General features: G+C 46.9%; 19 protein-coding genes. 11 read left to right on the top strand and 8 right to left on the bottom strand.

The window, feature by feature from the left end; all coding sequences use genetic code 11:
- Positions 1-31: 31 nt before the first annotated feature.
- Positions 32-760: an NUDIX hydrolase gene (locus K6Y21_RS16805; RefSeq protein WP_233073052.1), complete on the bottom strand. Its 729-nt coding sequence runs from the start codon at positions 758-760 to the stop codon at positions 32-34.
- A gap of 184 nt (positions 761-944) precedes the next feature.
- Here K6Y21_RS16805 and nadE point away from each other — a divergent pair, with 184 nt between their 5' ends.
- The 4 genes from nadE (at position 945) to K6Y21_RS16785 (ending at position 3396) form a co-directional block, all read left to right on the top strand.
- On the top strand, positions 945-1775 hold the full coding sequence (nadE, locus tag K6Y21_RS16800; RefSeq protein ID WP_233073051.1) for an NAD(+) synthase: 831 nt from the start codon (positions 945-947) through the stop codon (positions 1773-1775).
- A 107-nt stretch (positions 1776-1882) separates the two neighbouring features.
- Complete coding sequence (locus tag K6Y21_RS16795) at positions 1883-2539, top strand: UPF0149 family protein (RefSeq protein ID WP_233073050.1); 657 nt, start codon at positions 1883-1885, stop codon at positions 2537-2539.
- A 12-nt stretch (positions 2540-2551) separates the two neighbouring features.
- On the top strand, positions 2552-3040 hold the full coding sequence (locus K6Y21_RS16790) for a hypothetical protein (protein WP_233073049.1): 489 nt from the start codon (positions 2552-2554) through the stop codon (positions 3038-3040).
- A 2-nt stretch (positions 3041-3042) separates the two neighbouring features.
- Positions 3043-3396, top strand: a complete 354-nt coding sequence (locus K6Y21_RS16785; RefSeq protein WP_233073048.1) for a DUF6572 domain-containing protein — start codon at positions 3043-3045, stop codon at positions 3394-3396.
- Positions 3397-3407: 11 nt separating this feature from the next.
- Here K6Y21_RS16785 and K6Y21_RS16780 read toward each other — a convergent pair whose 3' ends face one another.
- From K6Y21_RS16780 to K6Y21_RS16765, 4 genes are all read right to left on the bottom strand, one after another.
- Positions 3408-4094 (bottom strand): pseudouridine synthase, encoded by a 687-nt coding sequence (locus K6Y21_RS16780; RefSeq protein WP_233073047.1) that lies wholly within the window; start codon positions 4092-4094, stop codon positions 3408-3410.
- A gap of 493 nt (positions 4095-4587) precedes the next feature.
- On the bottom strand, positions 4588-5370 hold the full coding sequence (locus K6Y21_RS16775; RefSeq protein WP_233073046.1) for a substrate-binding periplasmic protein: 783 nt from the start codon (positions 5368-5370) through the stop codon (positions 4588-4590).
- Positions 5371-5471: 101 nt separating this feature from the next.
- Entirely contained in the window at positions 5472-5663 is a 192-nt protein-coding gene (locus K6Y21_RS16770) for a hypothetical protein (RefSeq protein WP_233073045.1), read from the bottom strand.
- 101 nt (positions 5664-5764) lie between these two features.
- Positions 5765-6712: a DUF3369 domain-containing protein gene (locus K6Y21_RS16765; protein WP_233073044.1), complete on the bottom strand. Its 948-nt coding sequence runs from the start codon at positions 6710-6712 to the stop codon at positions 5765-5767.
- A gap of 289 nt (positions 6713-7001) precedes the next feature.
- Between K6Y21_RS16765 and leuA the strand changes: the two genes are divergently transcribed.
- From leuA to K6Y21_RS16745, 4 genes are all read left to right on the top strand, one after another.
- Positions 7002-8687 carry a 2-isopropylmalate synthase gene (leuA, locus tag K6Y21_RS16760; RefSeq protein ID WP_233073043.1) on the top strand — a complete coding sequence of 562 codons (1686 nt, stop codon included), beginning with the start codon at positions 7002-7004 and terminating at the stop codon, positions 8685-8687.
- A 154-nt stretch (positions 8688-8841) separates the two neighbouring features.
- The gene (locus K6Y21_RS16755) at positions 8842-9315 is read left to right on the top strand and encodes a copper resistance protein NlpE (protein ID WP_233073042.1); all 474 of its coding nucleotides are present in this window, start codon (positions 8842-8844) and stop codon (positions 9313-9315) included.
- Positions 9316-9453: 138 nt separating this feature from the next.
- Positions 9454-11202, top strand: coding sequence for a DNA repair helicase RadD (radD, locus tag K6Y21_RS16750; RefSeq protein WP_233073041.1), 1749 nt, complete (start codon positions 9454-9456; stop codon positions 11200-11202).
- 111 nt (positions 11203-11313) lie between these two features.
- Positions 11314-12276 carry a TDT family transporter gene (locus K6Y21_RS16745; protein ID WP_233073040.1) on the top strand — a complete coding sequence of 321 codons (963 nt, stop codon included), beginning with the start codon at positions 11314-11316 and terminating at the stop codon, positions 12274-12276.
- 155 nt (positions 12277-12431) lie between these two features.
- Here the strand turns inward: K6Y21_RS16745 and K6Y21_RS16740 are convergent, their stop codons facing one another.
- On the bottom strand, positions 12432-13319 hold the full coding sequence (locus tag K6Y21_RS16740; RefSeq protein WP_233073039.1) for a LysR substrate-binding domain-containing protein: 888 nt from the start codon (positions 13317-13319) through the stop codon (positions 12432-12434).
- Positions 13320-13457: 138 nt separating this feature from the next.
- Between K6Y21_RS16740 and K6Y21_RS16735 the strand changes: the two genes are divergently transcribed.
- On the top strand, positions 13458-13871 hold the full coding sequence (locus K6Y21_RS16735; RefSeq protein WP_233073038.1) for a hypothetical protein: 414 nt from the start codon (positions 13458-13460) through the stop codon (positions 13869-13871).
- Between the two features lie 30 nt (positions 13872-13901).
- Here the strand turns inward: K6Y21_RS16735 and K6Y21_RS16730 are convergent, their stop codons facing one another.
- Both K6Y21_RS16730 and K6Y21_RS16725 read right to left on the bottom strand, forming a co-directional pair.
- Entirely contained in the window at positions 13902-15113 is a 1212-nt protein-coding gene (locus tag K6Y21_RS16730) for a substrate-binding domain-containing protein (RefSeq protein WP_233073037.1), read from the bottom strand.
- Between the two features lie 279 nt (positions 15114-15392).
- The gene (locus K6Y21_RS16725; protein WP_233073036.1) at positions 15393-16139 is read right to left on the bottom strand and encodes a phosphatase PAP2 family protein; all 747 of its coding nucleotides are present in this window, start codon (positions 16137-16139) and stop codon (positions 15393-15395) included.
- A 120-nt stretch (positions 16140-16259) separates the two neighbouring features.
- Between K6Y21_RS16725 and hspQ the strand changes: the two genes are divergently transcribed.
- A complete protein-coding gene (hspQ, locus tag K6Y21_RS16720) occupies positions 16260-16571 on the top strand; it encodes a heat shock protein HspQ (protein WP_233073035.1) in 312 nt (103 codons plus the stop codon).
- Between the two features lie 286 nt (positions 16572-16857).
- The gene (locus K6Y21_RS16715; RefSeq protein ID WP_233073034.1) at positions 16858-17463 is read left to right on the top strand and encodes a hypothetical protein; all 606 of its coding nucleotides are present in this window, start codon (positions 16858-16860) and stop codon (positions 17461-17463) included.
- The last annotated feature ends 79 nt before the right edge of the window (positions 17464-17542 follow it).

Genomic DNA, 17542 nt, shown 5'->3' with positions numbered 1-17542 from the left:
GGGTTATCATAACGATAAATATAATATTCAGTTACTCATTTTGGCTAGTTTGTTGTGGTGGATCTTGGTCGGTTGTGGTGTGCGTGAGGTCAGGCGTTGTGTTGCTATGGCCTTTCATTAACTGATCAAAGTGCACTAATAAATGTTGCTCGGCGCAACAATAAAGCTTAGCTGGACGATTTTGGCTACGATCTTGCTCGCCAGTGTCGACTAAAATATCAGGACGGTTGAGGCGACGACGAAAAGCCGCTTTAGGTAACTTGCTGCGCAAAATGGTTTCAAAGGCATCCTGTAATTCAGGTAAGGTGAATTGATCTGCAAAGAAATAGACAGGTAAGCTGGAATACTGGGTTTTGTTAATTAAGCGCAGCAGGGCTTGTTGAATCAGTGACAAGTGATCAAAGGCGAGATTCACTTTAGAGTTAATTAAATCAAATACATTGATCCATTTACAGTGGGGATTAACTTTTTGCTCTGCGTCAATAACGGCTAAAAACAGGCAGCATATTGACCAATCGCGAGGATCTCTGTGGTTATTGGCTAAGGTGTTGACTTGCTCTAGGTATCGCCACTTAAGGTTTGCTCTTTGCTGCAATACTCGGGTGGCCGTGTCTTTGATATCGGCATCTTGTTCCGGCGATATGCCACCGCCAATCAAGCCAAACTGATTGATAAAGGGTTCAATTTTACGTTTATGTAGCAGCACCTGCAGTTGCCCTTGTTGCAACCTAAAACAACATACCTCTATGGTGCCGATCATAATGTATCCTCGATAAATATTAAGTTCTATTTAAATACTTATATGAAATTTAGTTATTTTTTGGCTGTTGGTAAAGGGCTTAGTGTAATTAATTGTAGTCGGATTGGGGCTACTACTTTGCCCGACGCCTTGATAGTGCTAAATTTGTCCATTTACCAATAGCGATAATAAGGGTGGCAAAGCAATGAAAGCGCAGATTTTGGCTGAAATGAAGGTACAAGCCGAGATAGATGTCGAGTTTGAAATTAAACGACGTATCGAGTTTATTCAGTCACGCCTAAGCCAATCTGGCTGTAAAAGCTTAGTGTTAGGGATCAGCGGTGGCGTTGATTCCAGTACCGCTGGCAGGCTGTGTCAATTAGCCATTGAGGGGTTAAATCAAGCCCAAGGCGGCAATGATTATCGTTTTATTGCGATGCGCTTACCTTATGGTGTGCAACAAGATGAAGATGAAGCTCAACTAGCCCTTGATTTTATTCAGCCAAGTCATCGCGTTACCGTGAATATTGAAGCCGCTGTTGAAGGCTTGCATCAGGCCAGTTTAGCGGGCTTAGCTGACACAGGGCTAGCGTTACCCGATGCGGGAGCGGTTGATTTTGTGAAAGGCAATGTTAAAGCCAGACAGCGAATGGTGGCACAGTATGAGGTAGCAGGCCTCACTCAAGGTTTAGTGGTCGGAACCGATCATAGCGCGGAAAACATCACGGGTTTTTATACTAAGTTTGGCGATGGCGCGTGTGATTTGGCGCCATTGTTTGGTTTAAACAAGCGTCAAGTTAGGGCGTTAGCAGCGCATCTCGGTGCGCCAGCCGTGTTAGTGGATAAAGCGCCAACAGCGGATCTGGAATCCCTTAAGCCCCAGTTGGAAGATGAAGTTGCCCTTGGTATAAGCTATGACCAAATCGATGACTTCCTTGAAGGAAAACCTGTGCCCGCTGAAGTTGAGGCCAAATTGATCGCGATTTATCAACGCACGCAGCACAAGCGTCAGCCTATCCCAACGATTTACGATTAATCAGCGATATAAGGGGCGAAGATGGCGCGATATATCCGCTGTCAGCCCCAAATAACATCAAGCAAGATAATGCTTTACTCTTTACTGCCAAGATTGGAATCACCAACGTGGAATTAGCTTCAAACTTAAGTCAGCAAGACGAAGTGCTGCTGTCGGCCTGGTTAAATAGTGCCGAAACCCCTAACAATACCTTTTCGTTGATGGCCACCAAGGGGTTTTTATTTGCCTTGGTATGTGCGCCTAAGCCGATACCGACGGATGTCTGGTTAGCGCAAATGTTAGGCGGGCAATTGCCCAGCGACATTGCCGAAGATAAATTGTTTGCCTTGATCACTTTACATAATCAAATTAGCCAACAAGTTTATGAACAAGGGATGCAATTACCTGAGCAGCTAGAGTTTTCGGCTGGTTGTGATGCCAACTTTCTAGCCGGACATCCGCTGCATGAGTGGTGCCTTGGTTTTGCTGCTGGAAGTGGTGACTATGCTCAAGCCCTACTTGATGCCTTGCCGGAAGATGACGAGTTTTATGAAGCCTTTTCAATGGCGTATATGACCTTGAGCTTTTTTGCTAGCAAAGACAACGCCCAAGCCATAGTGGCGCTGCAAGAGGATGTTGATTTAGCGAGTTTTAGCCAAGAAATGTACGAGTTAATGCCTGATTTCAGTTTGGGGTTTGCTGCGCTCGTCGAGCAAGCGTCCCTTGCGGCTGGGCTAATTGAAGAAGATGACTGGGATGAAGAAAACCAGGATGTGGCAGATTAAGGCAGGCTTGTGATGACAGAGCAAATCATTCAATGGATGCAGCAATTGGGTCAGCAGCATCAACAAGAGATGCACAGCTGTGAGGTGCTTGCCCCTTACTTACAGGGCTATTTTCCCGATGAATTTTTGCGCCAATGTCATTTTATGCTGGTTGATACATTGCCTATGCCTGAGCTAGGCGGGATCAAGGGCCTATTAGCCAAACACTGGATGCCCTCAGAGCTGAATGCTATTTCTTACCAGCATGGCTACTATATTTTGCGTCAGCACGGCGATGATTGGAGCCTACACTGTCGTGAGTTGGTGCATTTGGTGCAATGGCGTCATTTGGGGGCGCAAACGTTTTTAGAACAGCTATATCAAGATGTGAAGGCCAAAGGTTACGAACAAGCCGGCTTGGTCACCATGGCCGACCAAGTGGTTTCACATTTTCGTCAGGGTAGCACCATCGAAAATATCCCCACCTTGGTGGAACAAAGTTTACAAGCAGTAGAAGGTTAAAAATGAGCGTAGAACAGCTAGATACGGTGGATTTAATCAGTATCGATAAGGAAAATGAAACCTTAGTGTTAACCATTTTGGACGCACTTGAGTGGGATGAAGAAGATGTACACCTCTACACCTTGCAAACCAAGATAAATACTTATTTGGAGTTTATTCGCACCGGTGAGGTATATCAGGCTGAGCCTGAAGCGAAAGGGATGCGCATGGCGATTGAGGCGATGTTTAAGTATCGACCTCACCAAGCCGGTGAAGACTTTTTAGCTAAGGTGGAGACCATGCTATATGAGCAGGTGAAGGTGAAGTTCAGTTATGGCCCTAACCCTGCAACGGGCTATATTGATAGCGACTCTTAAGGTAGTTTGCGTTAAAACGCAGCCACTTCAGCGGGCGTTAAATAGCGCCACTCGCCTTCATTGAGCCCTGTTAAGTCAACAGGGCCAACACTGGCTCTGTGCAGCTTGATGACCTTGTTGTTTAAGGCTGCAAACATCCGTTTTACCTGATGATACTTGCCTTCTTGTAAGGTGATCCTGACTTGCGTAGGCGTCAGTATGTCGAGCTTGGCCGGGCGTGTTGGCTTGGTTTCATTGTGTAACAAGATCCCCGCTTCACATTGCGCTTGTGCATCGGCGCAAATTGGCTCTGCTAATTCAACATGGTACACCTTATGACAATGTTTCTTCGGCGAAGTGACGCGGTGTGACCATTGGCCATCACTGGTCAACAAAACCAGCCCCGTGGTATCCACATCAAGGCGGCCCGCTGGGTGTAAGGGTTGTTGATGGGCTTGTTCGATTAAATGTAAAACACAAGGATAGACTTCGTCTTGGGTGGCGCAAATGTAGCCTTCGGGTTTATACAGTGCTATATAAACTGGGCCTTGTAGCGCAAGTGTCGCCCCATCCAACGCGATCTTGGCATCGTTACTGAGCTTGTATCCTGGGTCGGTGATGGTATTCCCTGCATGGGCCACACGCCCTCGGGCAATGGCTTTTTTGGCTTCGGCTCGAGACCAAGAGGTCGCTTCACAAAGGAATTTATCAAGGCGCATAGGGGGCTCGCTAGTAACGACAGAAAGCGGCAGTGTAATCAAGAATCAAGATCATGGCTAGCGATAGCTCACTTTGTGGCTAAGTTGGCAGGGTTGATAGGGGTCGCAAGCTCGTCTAATCTTCCGTACTTATCCAATTCTTGCAACAAACACAGTACTTTATCGTGACTGATGGCGGCCTCATGGTTTAATAAAACCAGCGTGGATCCCAGCACTAGCGATAGCTTATTTTACGGCTAAGTTGGCAGGGTTGATAGGGGTCGAAAGCTTGTCTAATCTTCCGTACTTATCCAATTCTTGCAACAAAAACAGTGCTTTATCGTGACTGATGGGGGCTCATGGTTTAATAAAACCAGCGTGGATCCCAGCACTAGCGATAGCTCACTTTGTGGCTAAGTTGGCAGGGTTGATAGGGGTCGCAAGCTTGCCTAATCTTCCGTACTTATCCAACTATTGCCACAAAAACAGCAGTTCAACGTGGTGTATTCCAGCGTTAGCGATAGCTTACTTTGCGGCTAAGTTGATAGTTGGTCGCAAGCTCGTCTAATACCCCTTTTTTATCCAATTCTTGCAACAAAAACAGCAACTCATCGTGGCTGATGGCAGCCTTATGGCTTAATAAAACCTGATGTTGATAGCGTTGATCCCAGCGCTCTGAGCTAATAATTCGCTCTTTCGCTTGTGGGTTCTCTCTAAAATAATGTTGCAAGTAAGACCAAGTCACAGGCGCTACCTCACCGCGGCCGCGTAGAATCGCTTCGATACTGGCATGGTTATTGGTGACAAAGGTGACATCAAACTTTTTCTTTAACGTCGCTTTATCGGTTAGGTCGTTGGTAATGTTGTAGTGATAGCCTTCAACCAACACCAGCTTTTTACTGGCGATGTCAGCGAAGTAATCGGTTGGATCGGCGGGATCATGTTTCGCGATATAGACTTCTCCGTCATCAATAGGGAGCGGTAAAGTATAAAAATCAGCATGTTGCCAGCCCCACATTTTATTTTCGAAAAACATCAATTCAAAGCGATTACGGCTAAAGGCTTGGTAGCGATAGGGGCTAGAGGTAGAAACAAAGGTAAACTGATATTTGTCTTGGATCTGGTTGAGTTGGTTAATGATATCTAAGGTTAAACCAGAATAGCGGCCATCCGCAGACTTAGTGACATAGGGCGCAAAAGGATATCCGCCCACCTTCACGATGGTTTTGGTCAGTCCCATTGGCGAGATACAAAGTAAGCCAAATAACAGAAAAGGTAGCGATAAACGCTTAAACATAGGGTTGATGATTTCTTACTGGTCAAAGATAAAATAAATATAGCTTTTTTATCTATGTTTTGACCAGTATTAGGAAGGTTTTATATCAGTTTTATCGAATTTTACAGGTTAATACGAGGTGGAGTCGATGTTTCCCATAATGGTGTAAAGGTAATTTCCTCGTCTAACATATCACGGCTAACTTGGAAGCTATTACCCTTGTCATTTTGATGGGTTAGCACCACTTCTTTTCTCTGTTTTTGCTTTTGCTTGGTGGTTTTGTCGTAATCAGCGTAGAAAATAATGTGAGCCATGTGTTCGTCCTCCTAAATTGATAGCTTCAAATATATGGAGGACAAAACCAAATCACTATTAGGGATAACCCCTATGTTGGCGGCAAAACCGTGAGTAGGGTTTATTTTTTGTGATGAAACACACTAAAAGCGGTCGCCACATGATGGCAATAAACTTCTATAAGGTGTTGATCATACTCTGAGAACTCATGACGTGGTTTGCCTCTTGAATAGAGAATATGCTCAGAGCCTTCCGCCGTTTTAAAATAGGCAACGTAGCGATCACCGTAATATAGATTACTTTGGGTGCGCTGCACTTCGTTAAGCTCATCTTGAATCTCGGTTGGTAACTCACTTAGCTTGTTGTCAGAGAATGCCGCAAACTCGCCGATACCGACCAGTACTTCCTTATCATCACTATTTTGTGCGGTGCGATAATATAAGGCATCATCACCCAGGTGCAGTAAAGTGGTCATCTGGCTTAGTACATGGCTCGCAAAGTCATGGATGGCTTGCTCATGTAATAGCTCGTGGGAGTATTTGATCATGGCCTCAAGATTATGTTTGGTGATTTCAATCGCTTGAATATCACGATAGTTTCTTAACGAGGCATAAATGGTGGTGCGTAGTTTTTGCGAGGTGAGCTCGGCCTTCTCTTTATAGTCATTAATGTCGTATTCGACGATGACGTTGAGTTCAGGTGCTTGGCCTGGTTGGCCGGTGCGTAAGATGATACGCGTTTGCGTGTTTTGTAATTCATTACGCACATGCTTTACCACGTCGAGCCCGGCGTGGTCGGTTTCCATCACCACATCTAAAAACATCAAAGCCGTATCGGGATTTTCTTTGATCAGCTGTTTCGCTTCTGCGCCCGAATAGGCGCTTAGAGTCTTAACGGGCAAATCCATAAAGCGCATCTGATGGGTCACCATACGGGTAACGGAATGAATGTCTTGCTCATCATCGACAATCATCACTTTCCAATAACGGTCTTCCTTGGCTTGCACCTTAGGTGTGGTATCACTTGGCTCGTCATCCTCAAAGATCAGAATATCGTCATCATCCGCCATAAGACTGCCTTGTATCGATGTTTAAGAGAAGGGTTATAAGGTTTTAGCCCCCAGTTAACCCTGTGTCTAGGAAATAATAATAATTATGCTAAGTAAAGCATATCCCACCAAGAGGTGTCATAAAGACGAGAATGCTTGGTTAGGGTTGGTTATTGCTTAAAATGTTATATTATTGGTGACTGATTGTTCAATTTTTACCTGCGTGGTTAAAATGAGCTAAGATATTGCCGTTTTACCTCTTTATACTAGCAACAATAAAATAATTATTAGTTTGCTGGCGAGGGTTCAGATGTCATCGTTTAACCATAAGAAATATCAAGCGTTTAAACCAATTAAAATGGTCAACAGAGAGTGGCCAGATAAGGTGATTGAGCAAGCTCCCACCTGGTGTAGCGTGGATTTACGCGATGGCAACCAAGCGCTGATCGAGCCGATGTCGGTAGAGCAGAAAAAAGTTCTATGGGCTTTATTGGTGAAAGTGGGCTTTAAAGAAATTGAAGTTGGCTTTCCCGCGGCCTCACAGCCTGATTTTGACTTTGTGCGTTGGTTGATTGAAGAAGACCAGATCCCAGACGATGTGACCATTCAAGTGTTAACCCAAGCGCGCCCCGCGTTAATTGAGCGCAGCTTTGAAGCGTTAAAAGGCGCTAAACGTGCCGTGGTGCATTTATATAACTCTACCTCAACGGTACAGCGCGAGCAGGTATTTAAGTTAGATCGCGCCGGCATTATCGATATCGCGGTAACAGGCACCGAATGTGTCAAAGCCTTAGCGCAAGCCAACCCTGAAACCCAGTGGATCTTACAATACTCGCCAGAAAGCTTTACCGGCACCGAGTTAGACTTTGCGGTAGAAATTTGTGATGCCGTAGTTGCCACTTGGCAGCCAGAAGGTGACGACAAGGTGATTATTAACTTGCCTGCTACGGTTGAGATGGCCACACCTAACGTTTATGCCGACCAAATTGAATGGTTTGTGAAACACGTAGCGAAACGCGATCAGATCATCATCAGCTTGCACACCCATAACGACCGTGGCTGTGGTGTGGCCGCTGCGGAGCTAGGTGTGATGGCCGGCGCCGATCGAATCGAAGGCACCTTATTAGGTAACGGTGAGCGTACCGGTAATATGGATGTGGTCACCATGGCGATGAACCTCTACAGCCAAGGTATTGATCCTGAATTAGATTTTTCAAACATCGATGAAGTGGTGCAAACCGTTAAGGCCTGTACCCAATTGCCTGTGCATCCTCGTCACCCTTATGCGGGTGAGTTGGTGTTTACCGCGTTTTCGGGCAGTCATCAGGACGCGATCAAAAAATGTTTGGCGCAGCGCCAAGAGGGCGATATTTGGAATGTGGCCTACTTACCGATTGACCCAACCGATTTAGGTCGCGATTACCAAGAGGTGATCCGCATTAACAGCCAGTCAGGCAAGGGCGGTATCGCTTGGATCTTAGAGCGCGAGCTAGGCGTGCAATTACCACGCTGGGCACAAATTGAATTTAGTGGTGTGGTGCAAAAAACCGCCGAGCAATCCGGCGCGGAAGTGTCACCGAATCAAATCAGCGAGTTGTTCAAGCAAACTTACCTATCGACTTCGGGCCCTTATGTTTTAGGGGATTACCAAATCGAGCGTAAGCAAAGCGATCATGTTAAGGCTGAATTGAGCTACCAAGGTGAAGCGGCGCGCCAATTAACCATAGAAGGCATAGGTCGCGGTGCATTAGATGCCTTTGTGAATGGCTTGCAACAACAAACCGGCCTGCGCATCGACGTGATTGATTTTGCCGAGCACGCCATGACCTCGGGCGCTGAAGCCGAAGCCATTACCTATTTATTAGTGAAAATAGAAGATGCTCGTGTGCTAGGTATCGCGGTGCATCAAGATATTATGACAGCATCATTTAATGCCATCGTGACCGCACTTAATTTGCATCACGCCCAGCAAGCCGTGATCGCCAAGGCAAGCTAATTGCCACTGCTACCCCAATGCAACGCCTATAGCTTATGACCATTGTCTTGAGCTATAGGGGTTTTTCCTACTATTAACTGAGCCCTTGTGCGATTAAAGTTGTCTAAACAGCAGCCATTCATGCTGCGACATGACGATATTTAGGAGCATTAAGATGAAGCGCGTATTACTTTTTCCTTTATTAGGTAGCTTAGCTTTAGTTGGTTGCCAGTCAGAGTCAGCCAATACTCAACCCACTCCAGAGCCAGAGGTCATCGAAGCCGTTGTTGAAGAGGTGGTGGTAGCAGAGGTAACAACAGAGCCGCAGCTGCCTGTTGGTGATAGCGCCAAAGTATCATTGGATTGGAACGGCACCTACCGTGGCACCCTTCCATGTGAAGATTGTGACGGCATTGAAATTTTACTTGAGCTAAAGCCTGACAATACATACGCATTAAGCCGTAACTACCTAGGCAAAATGGGCGCCGCTGTGATTGAGGAAGCCCCATTTAACTGGAATGACGCGGGCAACACCATCACCCTTGAAGATGGCACTCAGCTGTTTGTGGGTGAAAATCGCCTTTGGCTGGTGGATGACAATGGCCAACGCGTGATGGACGAAGCCCATCAGATTAATAAAGAGCTATAACCTAGCCTCTCATCATGAATTCTAAATGCCGCATAGGGGTCACTCATTGCGGCATTTTTGCATTTAGCGCGTTTGCGTTTTTCAACTTAACACGCGTTTAGGTATCATACTCACTCCATCGATGAGTATTGAGTTTATATGTCCACCTTCACCTTACGCAGTTATCAACAAGAAGCCGTTGACGCCACGTTGCGCCATTTTCGTCGCAGTGATGATGCTGCGGTGATCGTGTTGCCAACGGGGGCGGGTAAAAGCTTAGTGATCGCCGAGTTAGCCAGACTGGCGCGGCGTCGGGTATTGGTGTTAGCTCATGTGAAAGAGCTGGTGGAGCAAAACCATGCTAAGTATCAAAGCTATGGTTTGTCTGCGGGGATCTTCTCGGCCGGCTTAAAACAAAAAAACACCCAGCATCAGGTGACCTTTGCCAGTGTGCAATCGGTATCGCGTAATCTGCCTGCCTTTGCCAATGAATTTTCGCTTTTGATCATAGATGAATGCCATCGTGTGTCGGAGCAAGATACCAGTCAATATCAGCAAGTGATCAAGCAGCTAAAAGCATTTAACCCGCAGCTTAAAGTGCTCGGCCTGACTGCTACTCCCTATCGCATGGGCACGGGCTGGATCTACCAATACCATTATCACGGCATGGTGCGCAGCACCGAGGCCAAGGTGTTTAGCCGCTGCATTTATGAATTGCCGCTGCGCTATATGATCAAACATAAGTATTTGACTCCGCCGACCCAAATTGATGTCAGCGTGGCCATGTATGACTTTTCGAGTTTATCGGCCACCGCCAATGGCGAGTATAAGGCCGACGAGGTGAACACCTTATTACGCAGCCAGCAGCGCGCCACCTTAAGCATAGTGGAGCATATTCGGCAGCTAACGGATGAGCAAGATCGTCAAGGGGTGATGATCTTTGCGGCCACCGTGATGCACGCCAAGGAAATTGCCGGTTACTTAGCGGGGCAATCTTGCGCTTTGATCACCGGCGACACGCCAACGCCCGAGCGCGATGCCTTGATCCAAGCCTTTAAAGCCAAAACCCTCCGCTATTTGGTTAATGTGTCGGTACTGACCACCGGCTTTGATGCGCCCCATGTGGATTTTATCGCGATTTTGCGTCCCACCGAGTCGGTGAGCTTGTATCAGCAAATTGTTGGCCGCGGGCTGCGCTTAGCGCCGGGCAAGCAAGATTGTTTAGTGATAGATTATGCGGGCAATCAATATGATTTGTACGCCCCGGAAGTGGGCGAAAAGAAACCCGCAGGTGATACCGAGCCGGTGCAAGTGCTGTGCCCCGCTTGTGGTTTTGCCAATGTGTTTTGGGGGCGAACCGACGGCCAAGGTAAGGTCACCGAGCATTTTGGTCGTCGCTGTCAGGGCTTTTTTGAATCCGAGCAAGGCGAGGTTGAGTTGTGTGACTTTCGCTTTCGCTTTAAAAACTGTCCCAATTGTAATGCCGAAAACGACATAGCCGCCCGCGTTTGCCACGAATGTCAGCAGCCCTTGGTGGATCCCGACGATAAGCTCAAGGCGGCGTTAAAATTAAAAGATGCCTTAGTGATCCGCTGTGCCGGCATGGTGTGCAGCGAGCATAAGGGGAAGTTGAAAATCACCTATTTCGACGAGCAGGGGCTTGAGCTGGAAGAGTATTTTGACTTGGCCAATCAAGGCCAGCGTTTTATCTTTAATCAGCAATTTGGTCGCCGCAGTGGCCAAGGCGCAGCGCCGCAAGCGTTTACTAACTTAAACCAAGTTCTCACCCTCAGCGATCAACTCGTCGCACCGGATTTTGTGATTGCCCGTAAGCAAAAACACTTTTGGCAAATCAGCGATAAAATCTTTGATTACCAAGGCGCTTATCGTAAAGCCAATGAGCTGTAGCTGAGCGAATACAGTGTTAATTTAAAATTAACGCTGTATTAAAAATATTCAAATATTCTTACTCTTTGGTTTGCCCTACACTTGCTAGCAGTGAATACAGAGGGCAACACCATGAAACACATTAAGCAGCGCACATTGATGTTCCACACGCCTATGGCGGGCTTGGCGTTAGCCATTGCCAGCTTAGGGTGGGGTTGGGATCAAATGGCATCGGGTGTGGCGCATTTTCAGTTGCTTAGTGCGCAAGTGGCTGCGGTGTTATTGGTGGTGTTGTTGATTAAGTTTGTGCTGCATCCCGATGGCTTGCTGGCCGATCTAGCTCATCCCGTGGTGGGCAGTGTGGTGCCGACGTTTGCCATGGCCAGCATGGTGGTGGCGAGCACTTTTGCTAGCCATCAAATGCTAGGGGCGAAACTGGTTTGGTTAGCGGCCGTTGCTTTGCATATCACCTTTTTAGTGATGTTTAGTTACCATCGCCTGCGCCAGTTTAAATTGGCTGACATGGTGCCAAGCTGGTTCGTACCGCCGGTGGGCATTATTGTGGCGGCGTTAACGTGTCCGACGAGCCAGTTTAATGGATTAGCCATGGCCTTGTTGTATTTTGGTTTAACTTGCTACGCGATTTTGTTGCCGATTATGCTGTTTCGCCTTTGTTGCTGCGGCGCCTTGCCCGATGCGGCTAAGCCAACCTTAGCCATCTTGGCCGCGCCTGCTAGCTTAAGTTTGGCGGGGTATTTAAACCTGATTGCCGAGCCGAATATTTACCTGTTAGTGGGCTTATTGGTACTGGCTATTTTGATGACCGGCTTTTTGTACTTGGCGTTTTTTCGCTTACTGCAATTACCTTTTACCCCCGGTTTTGCGGCCTTTACCTTTCCTACCGTCATTGGGGCAACGGCGCTGTTTAAACTGGCTGGCTTTGTATTGGAGCAAGGCTATAACCCAAGTTGGGCTCAGCTGTTAATTCAGTTGGCTAAATTGGAGCTGATCGTCGCTACCTTAGTCGTGGGCTATGTTGCGCTGCACTATGTGCGCGACCAAGTGCGTAGTCAGCGCCGCTTTCAAGTGAAGTAGGTTGTAAAATGGGTGATTAATGTTGGCCAATTAGTCATGTTTTGTTAGACGAATATCTGCCGCACGGAGGCAGAGTTAAGCCATCAGGGATGATTTCACGGCGTTTCGTATAACAAAATGTGACTGGTCTTGGTTTTAAGAGTTTTATGATCTAGCTAAAGCCCACCAACGCAGCGCTGTAAATGTTCGATAAAGCGCTGGCACAAGGGGCTTTGCCGTTTGTTTTGTTGATACACCAAAAACAGCGGGCGAGTGAGGGGCTGCGCCAGATCCAGCGCCACTACTTTGCCGCTTTGCAAGGCATCGCTGGCGGTCAGTTCAGAAATACAGGATAAGCCCAGATTATGGGCCACGCAGTTAATGATGCCCATGGCCTCGTTAAGCTCAAGGGTCAGCTGCCAGTGTTGTAAATGGGCCGCCACCTCGCGATTAAACCAAGCGCGACTGCCCGAACCATCTTCACGCAGCACCCAGTTTTGTTGCTCTAATGCGGCAAGTGGCAGTTGCTTCTGTTGTGCTAAAGGGTGATTGGGTGGGGCAATAATGCACATGGTGTCTTGATGCCAAGGCGCCAATACCTGACCGGGTAAGCAAACATTGGCCTCAATAAGCCCTAGGTCTAACTCGTAATTGGCGATTTGTTGGCACACATCGCGACTGTTCATTATCTGCAGGCTTTGCCTTTGGTGGCCGGTTTGTTGGCGAAACTGGGCCAAAATGGCGGGCATGAGCTGATTGCCTATGGTTTTACTGCAACCTAGGTGCAGCTCGCCGGTTAGCGCTTGGCTTTCAAATAATTGACTGATTTCTTCACTGCGCGACAGGAGTTCATGAGCCAGTGGCAGCAGCAACTCACCTTGGCTGTTAAGGCGTAACCGATTGGGTAAACGTTCGAATAAGGTTTGATTGAGCTGGTTTTCTAGCTCTTTTAACGCCATGCTCACGGCGGGTTTGGTTAAACATAGGCTTTGTGCGGCGATGCCAATATTGGCACTTTTGGCCAAGGTGGTAAAAATGCGGAGCTGTTTTAAGGTGATGTTCATGGCCTGCCTGCTGTTCTGGTTGGCTCAATGTCGCGTTGGTCAATTTTGCCAAATTCCTATCAATTATGCTGCCTTTATTATTAAGGTGTGAGGCAGTTAAGGTTTTAAGCCTTCTTTGTTGCGCTCAGATGGTGCAATATGGCGCTAGTCATAGCAAACAAGGAAGTCATGATGACAGCGCGAGAGAAAACCGAATTTATCAAGTTAATCGAAGGATTGGAGCAGGGCACCACAGACCAAAATGAATTGTGGCCAGTGTTTTTAAATACCGTGTTTTACGTGCCATTAAATGCCATTAAAACCGCTCAAGGTGAACAATACACCCCTGCTTACGCGCCTTCACAAGTCAATCCCGGCGTGAAGTCGTTGGTGATTTCTCAGTTTGGCGTGGATGTCGCTGAGTTGAGCCCTCAAATCAGTCAGGTGCAAGGTGGCGATTTGATCCAAACCTTACCGCCGAAAACTGAATTGATTATTCCCCTAGGTGACAACGCGTTCAATATTGCCGCTGAAACCGTGGCTTGGCTGCGTGAGAATGCACGCCCAGCTTAACTGAGTCAGCCCTTAATCGGCTAAGGGCGGTTACTGACTGCGTTGGTTATTTGATGACTGGCGCGTCGCGGCTTGGTGCTTGCTCTGTGATTGTCTCAGAGATTGGTTGCTAGTAGGTATGCCTGAATAGCGAAATGCGATGGCCTTTAGTTGTTCCAGTCGGCTTGCAGGTGTTTGTTTGGTAATGATAGCAAAGTCACCTGAGTAAACCTGTGGTACCTGTGATGCCAGCCCTTGAATATCTAATTTGATCGCTTCCGCCATGGCCACGCCGTTATCATCGTTCATGCGCATCACGGTCACGTCTAGCTCGCCTTGCTCAATGGCGGCGAGTTCTTGTTCGCCACCGCCCCAACCGTTCACCATAATCTTGTCTTTTAAGCCGGTTTCCTTTAATGCATCTAATACTCCTAGGGCGACATCGGTGGCACAAGCGTAAATAAACTTAACCTGCGGATTGCGTTTGAGAATGGCGAGGGTGCTGCGATAGGCGGATTGACGTGAGGCTTGGGTGTAATAGCTTTGGGCTAAATTGAGCGCCGAGCTTTGCTTTAGTTCGTTGATAAAGCTTTCGCCCCGGGCTTCACTGATTAATCCCGGTGACCAATAGACGACGCCGTAATCTCCTGAATTTTGTGTCTTTTGTTTAAAGTACTGGCCGAGTTTGCGGCTGCCAGCTTCATGATCAAAACCCACATACAAGAAGGGGGGGTTAGCTTGCCATTGTGCTACTGGGGTGGTGATATTTTGTAGGATGATCTTACTGATCCCTACCTTAAGGAGTCGCTCGATAAATTCACTGTGCTTATGAGTGTCTAAGGTAAAGATGATGTAATCGGCACGGTAGCGGGTTGCTCTATTTAACAGTCTTTCTTGTTGTTCCTGCGCCATGGCTGGGCGGGTGTAGTGCGTTTTGAGCTCGTACTGAATATTCAGTTCGTCTAATCGTGCGGTAAAGGAAGCGATACTGCGTCGCCAGTAATCGGATATCTGCTTACCAGGGTAAATAACAAAAATGCGTACCGGTCGCTGCTGCTCTACACTAATCCCTTGGGCAGCTGCTCGGACGCGCAATGAAAAGTGTTCACTAATAGCTTGCTGGCTTGGGTGCTGACTGAGATAAGTATTAAGGGGGGTGTAAGTTAACGGTGAAGATAATAAGGTAGGTGAGAAGCATAACAACAACCAAATCATCAAATAGTGAGTACACCGCAGTAAACTGAAGTCTCTTATAAATGTCATGGCTTTATATCTAAATCGTTAATTTATAGAAACAAGATATATCATCTTTATAACATTTTGACTAATTTGTGCGAAATTAGTGAAGTTGATTGCAAGATTATTTAGCGGGCCATTTGTTTTGTTATGGCGATCATTGTTTCAGCTTAAAGCATGAGTGGTAGCTGATACCCAAGTGACGTCAACATGCTTGTTGAGTGAGCATTTGTCGGTCTTGGCCGCTGGCCTCTGGCCGTTAGGCGTGACGCTGATTAAGGGCAGCGTCACGTGACCTTTGACCTTTTATTCGGCGGCGTTAGCCTCTGCGAGTTTCTTTTCCCGTAATGCGCGTATGGCATCCTCTTTTTTGATATTACTGCGAAGGTACATCAAGGCCAATTGAGCGCATAGGGCGGCAATGATCAAGCCGACGAATAGATCTTGTGGTCTTTGCATATCAATGAGCAAGCGGATAAACACACAAGCGTGAGCCCAGCCTAAGATCAACATAGCCGTAACCCCTTGCTGACGACGAAAGAATAGGGCGGCAAAATACAGGGCCACGGTAAAACTCGCGATGGCGTGAAAGGCGGGCATGGCATAGCCAGTCCATTGTCGCCATTCGGCTTTGAGGTAGTCAGCTAGACCGTTGCTCTGAGCTAAGGCGGCGGTCATGGCTTGATGTTGTTCTTCACGGCTTAACTGATAATAGGTCGGCTCAAGTAACCCACCATTGACCAAATTAACCACATTGGGCATGGGATGTTGTGTTATTGCTTGGATTCCCCAGCCAATTAACAATGCCAAGATAAACAAGGGGAACAGGCAGTAGAATGTTCGCCAACACTCTTTTGCTGTCTTTGAATAATGAATTGATAAAAATATGATGGGTAGCAAAATGCCTTGAATTGAGCCGGTAAAGCTAATTCCAATCAGTATGTTACCTATATCTTCTTGGGTGGGAGCAAAGTCAAACCAAGTGAAACCTAGCAGTGGGGCAAGCAAAGACAAGCTAAGCAAACTAAAACTAAAGAGAACAGAAAATAACATGGTGCTTCCAGCTAGGTATATTTTGGCCCATTAGTTTAAACGGGCTTGCCGCGAGACTCAAATAGCGTTTGGCACCGACTCAGGGAACGTTAGGCGATCATGGTTCGCAAGGAGAAGCTGATGACACATTGTAAATTTCATATGGGCCAATTGGTGGAGCATCAAGTTCATGGTTACCGGGGAGTGATATACGGTGTTGACGCCGCATTTAACCTTGCAGAGCAGCAGTATCAGCATTTGCTGAGCTCTGGTGAGAATATAATGCAACCTTGGTATTTGGTGATGGTCGACGATTCAAACAAGTTAGCTTATATTGCTGAGTCAAATTTGTTGGAGAGCGATGACCACGAGCATATCCGGCACCCTATGTTAGCGTATGTTTTTGCTCATTTTAATGGTGAGCGCTACTTTCTAAATGAATCGATTCATTAGGCCTTGGAGGCATTAAATATTCGCCAGGCCCACACTGGCGCGAATAATTTGAGCCTGTTGACCCTGTTGGTGAGCAAAAATCAACCACCCAAGGCCAATTGGCTCTACTAACTAGCTGTTTTGTTAACCACTTCCCTGTTTGAACTGACGTTTTGCCGTATTCTGATGTAATAAAACTAGATTGGGTTTAAGTCTCTCACACGTTGTAACCATCTCTGCACAGGGCATGGTTTGCTACAAAGATAATAATAACAAGGTAGTTAGCCAATTTGGCTAGATAAAGCACATGGACGATAAAATAAGAAAAGACGCCACTTTTTTGGCGCTTCTTGGGCAAGGGCAACCCCTACAAGCACAAAAGTACCTAATGGAAACTTATGAATTAGGTGTGGTTGACGCTTCTTTACGAGTGCGTGCTATGCAAGTGCAAGAGCAATCATCACGACGCGGCCGTTTTTATCGTTTCGCTATTCGTATGGGCCAATTGTTGGCTTTGGCCATAGTGGCACTGTCACTTTATAGTTTGATGCACTTTAATGTGGTGAATGATGTTGCAGATGATATTAAGACTTGGCCAAGAGTCACCGTTGACCAATGGCAGTTGAGTCAATCTCACCTTAATTTTGATTATCGTGTTGCTGGTCAGGCACTACAAGCGCAGCAGTCGAGCAGTGTTTCCCTAAGTGTAGCGACCACCTTTGCTCAGTTGACAAATCAAGCCTTGATGGTGGCTTATCAGGTGGATCAGCCTAAACGCGCTTTTCTATATGTGGGCAGTAATTGCTTTGCCACCGCCATTGCTGGGTTGTTGGTAGGGTTATTATTAATTGCGATATTACAGTTTTTTGCTTGGTGCCATCTTCGCAAGCAGCGCCGTCCGCGCGAGCGCTAGGCGAGTGTGTTGAAGGTGTTGCCTTATTAGGCTTATTGCCTAGGTTTAAAGCCTTGGGCTTATCCGTTTTAGGCTTATA

The sequence above is a fragment of the Motilimonas eburnea genome (genome assembly GCF_021295345.1).
GTDB lineage: Bacteria > Pseudomonadota > Gammaproteobacteria > Enterobacterales > CBDFNC01 > Motilimonas > Motilimonas eburnea.
The sequence above is the reverse complement of the archived record's forward strand: the minus strand, read 5'-3'. Positions and strand labels throughout refer to the sequence as shown.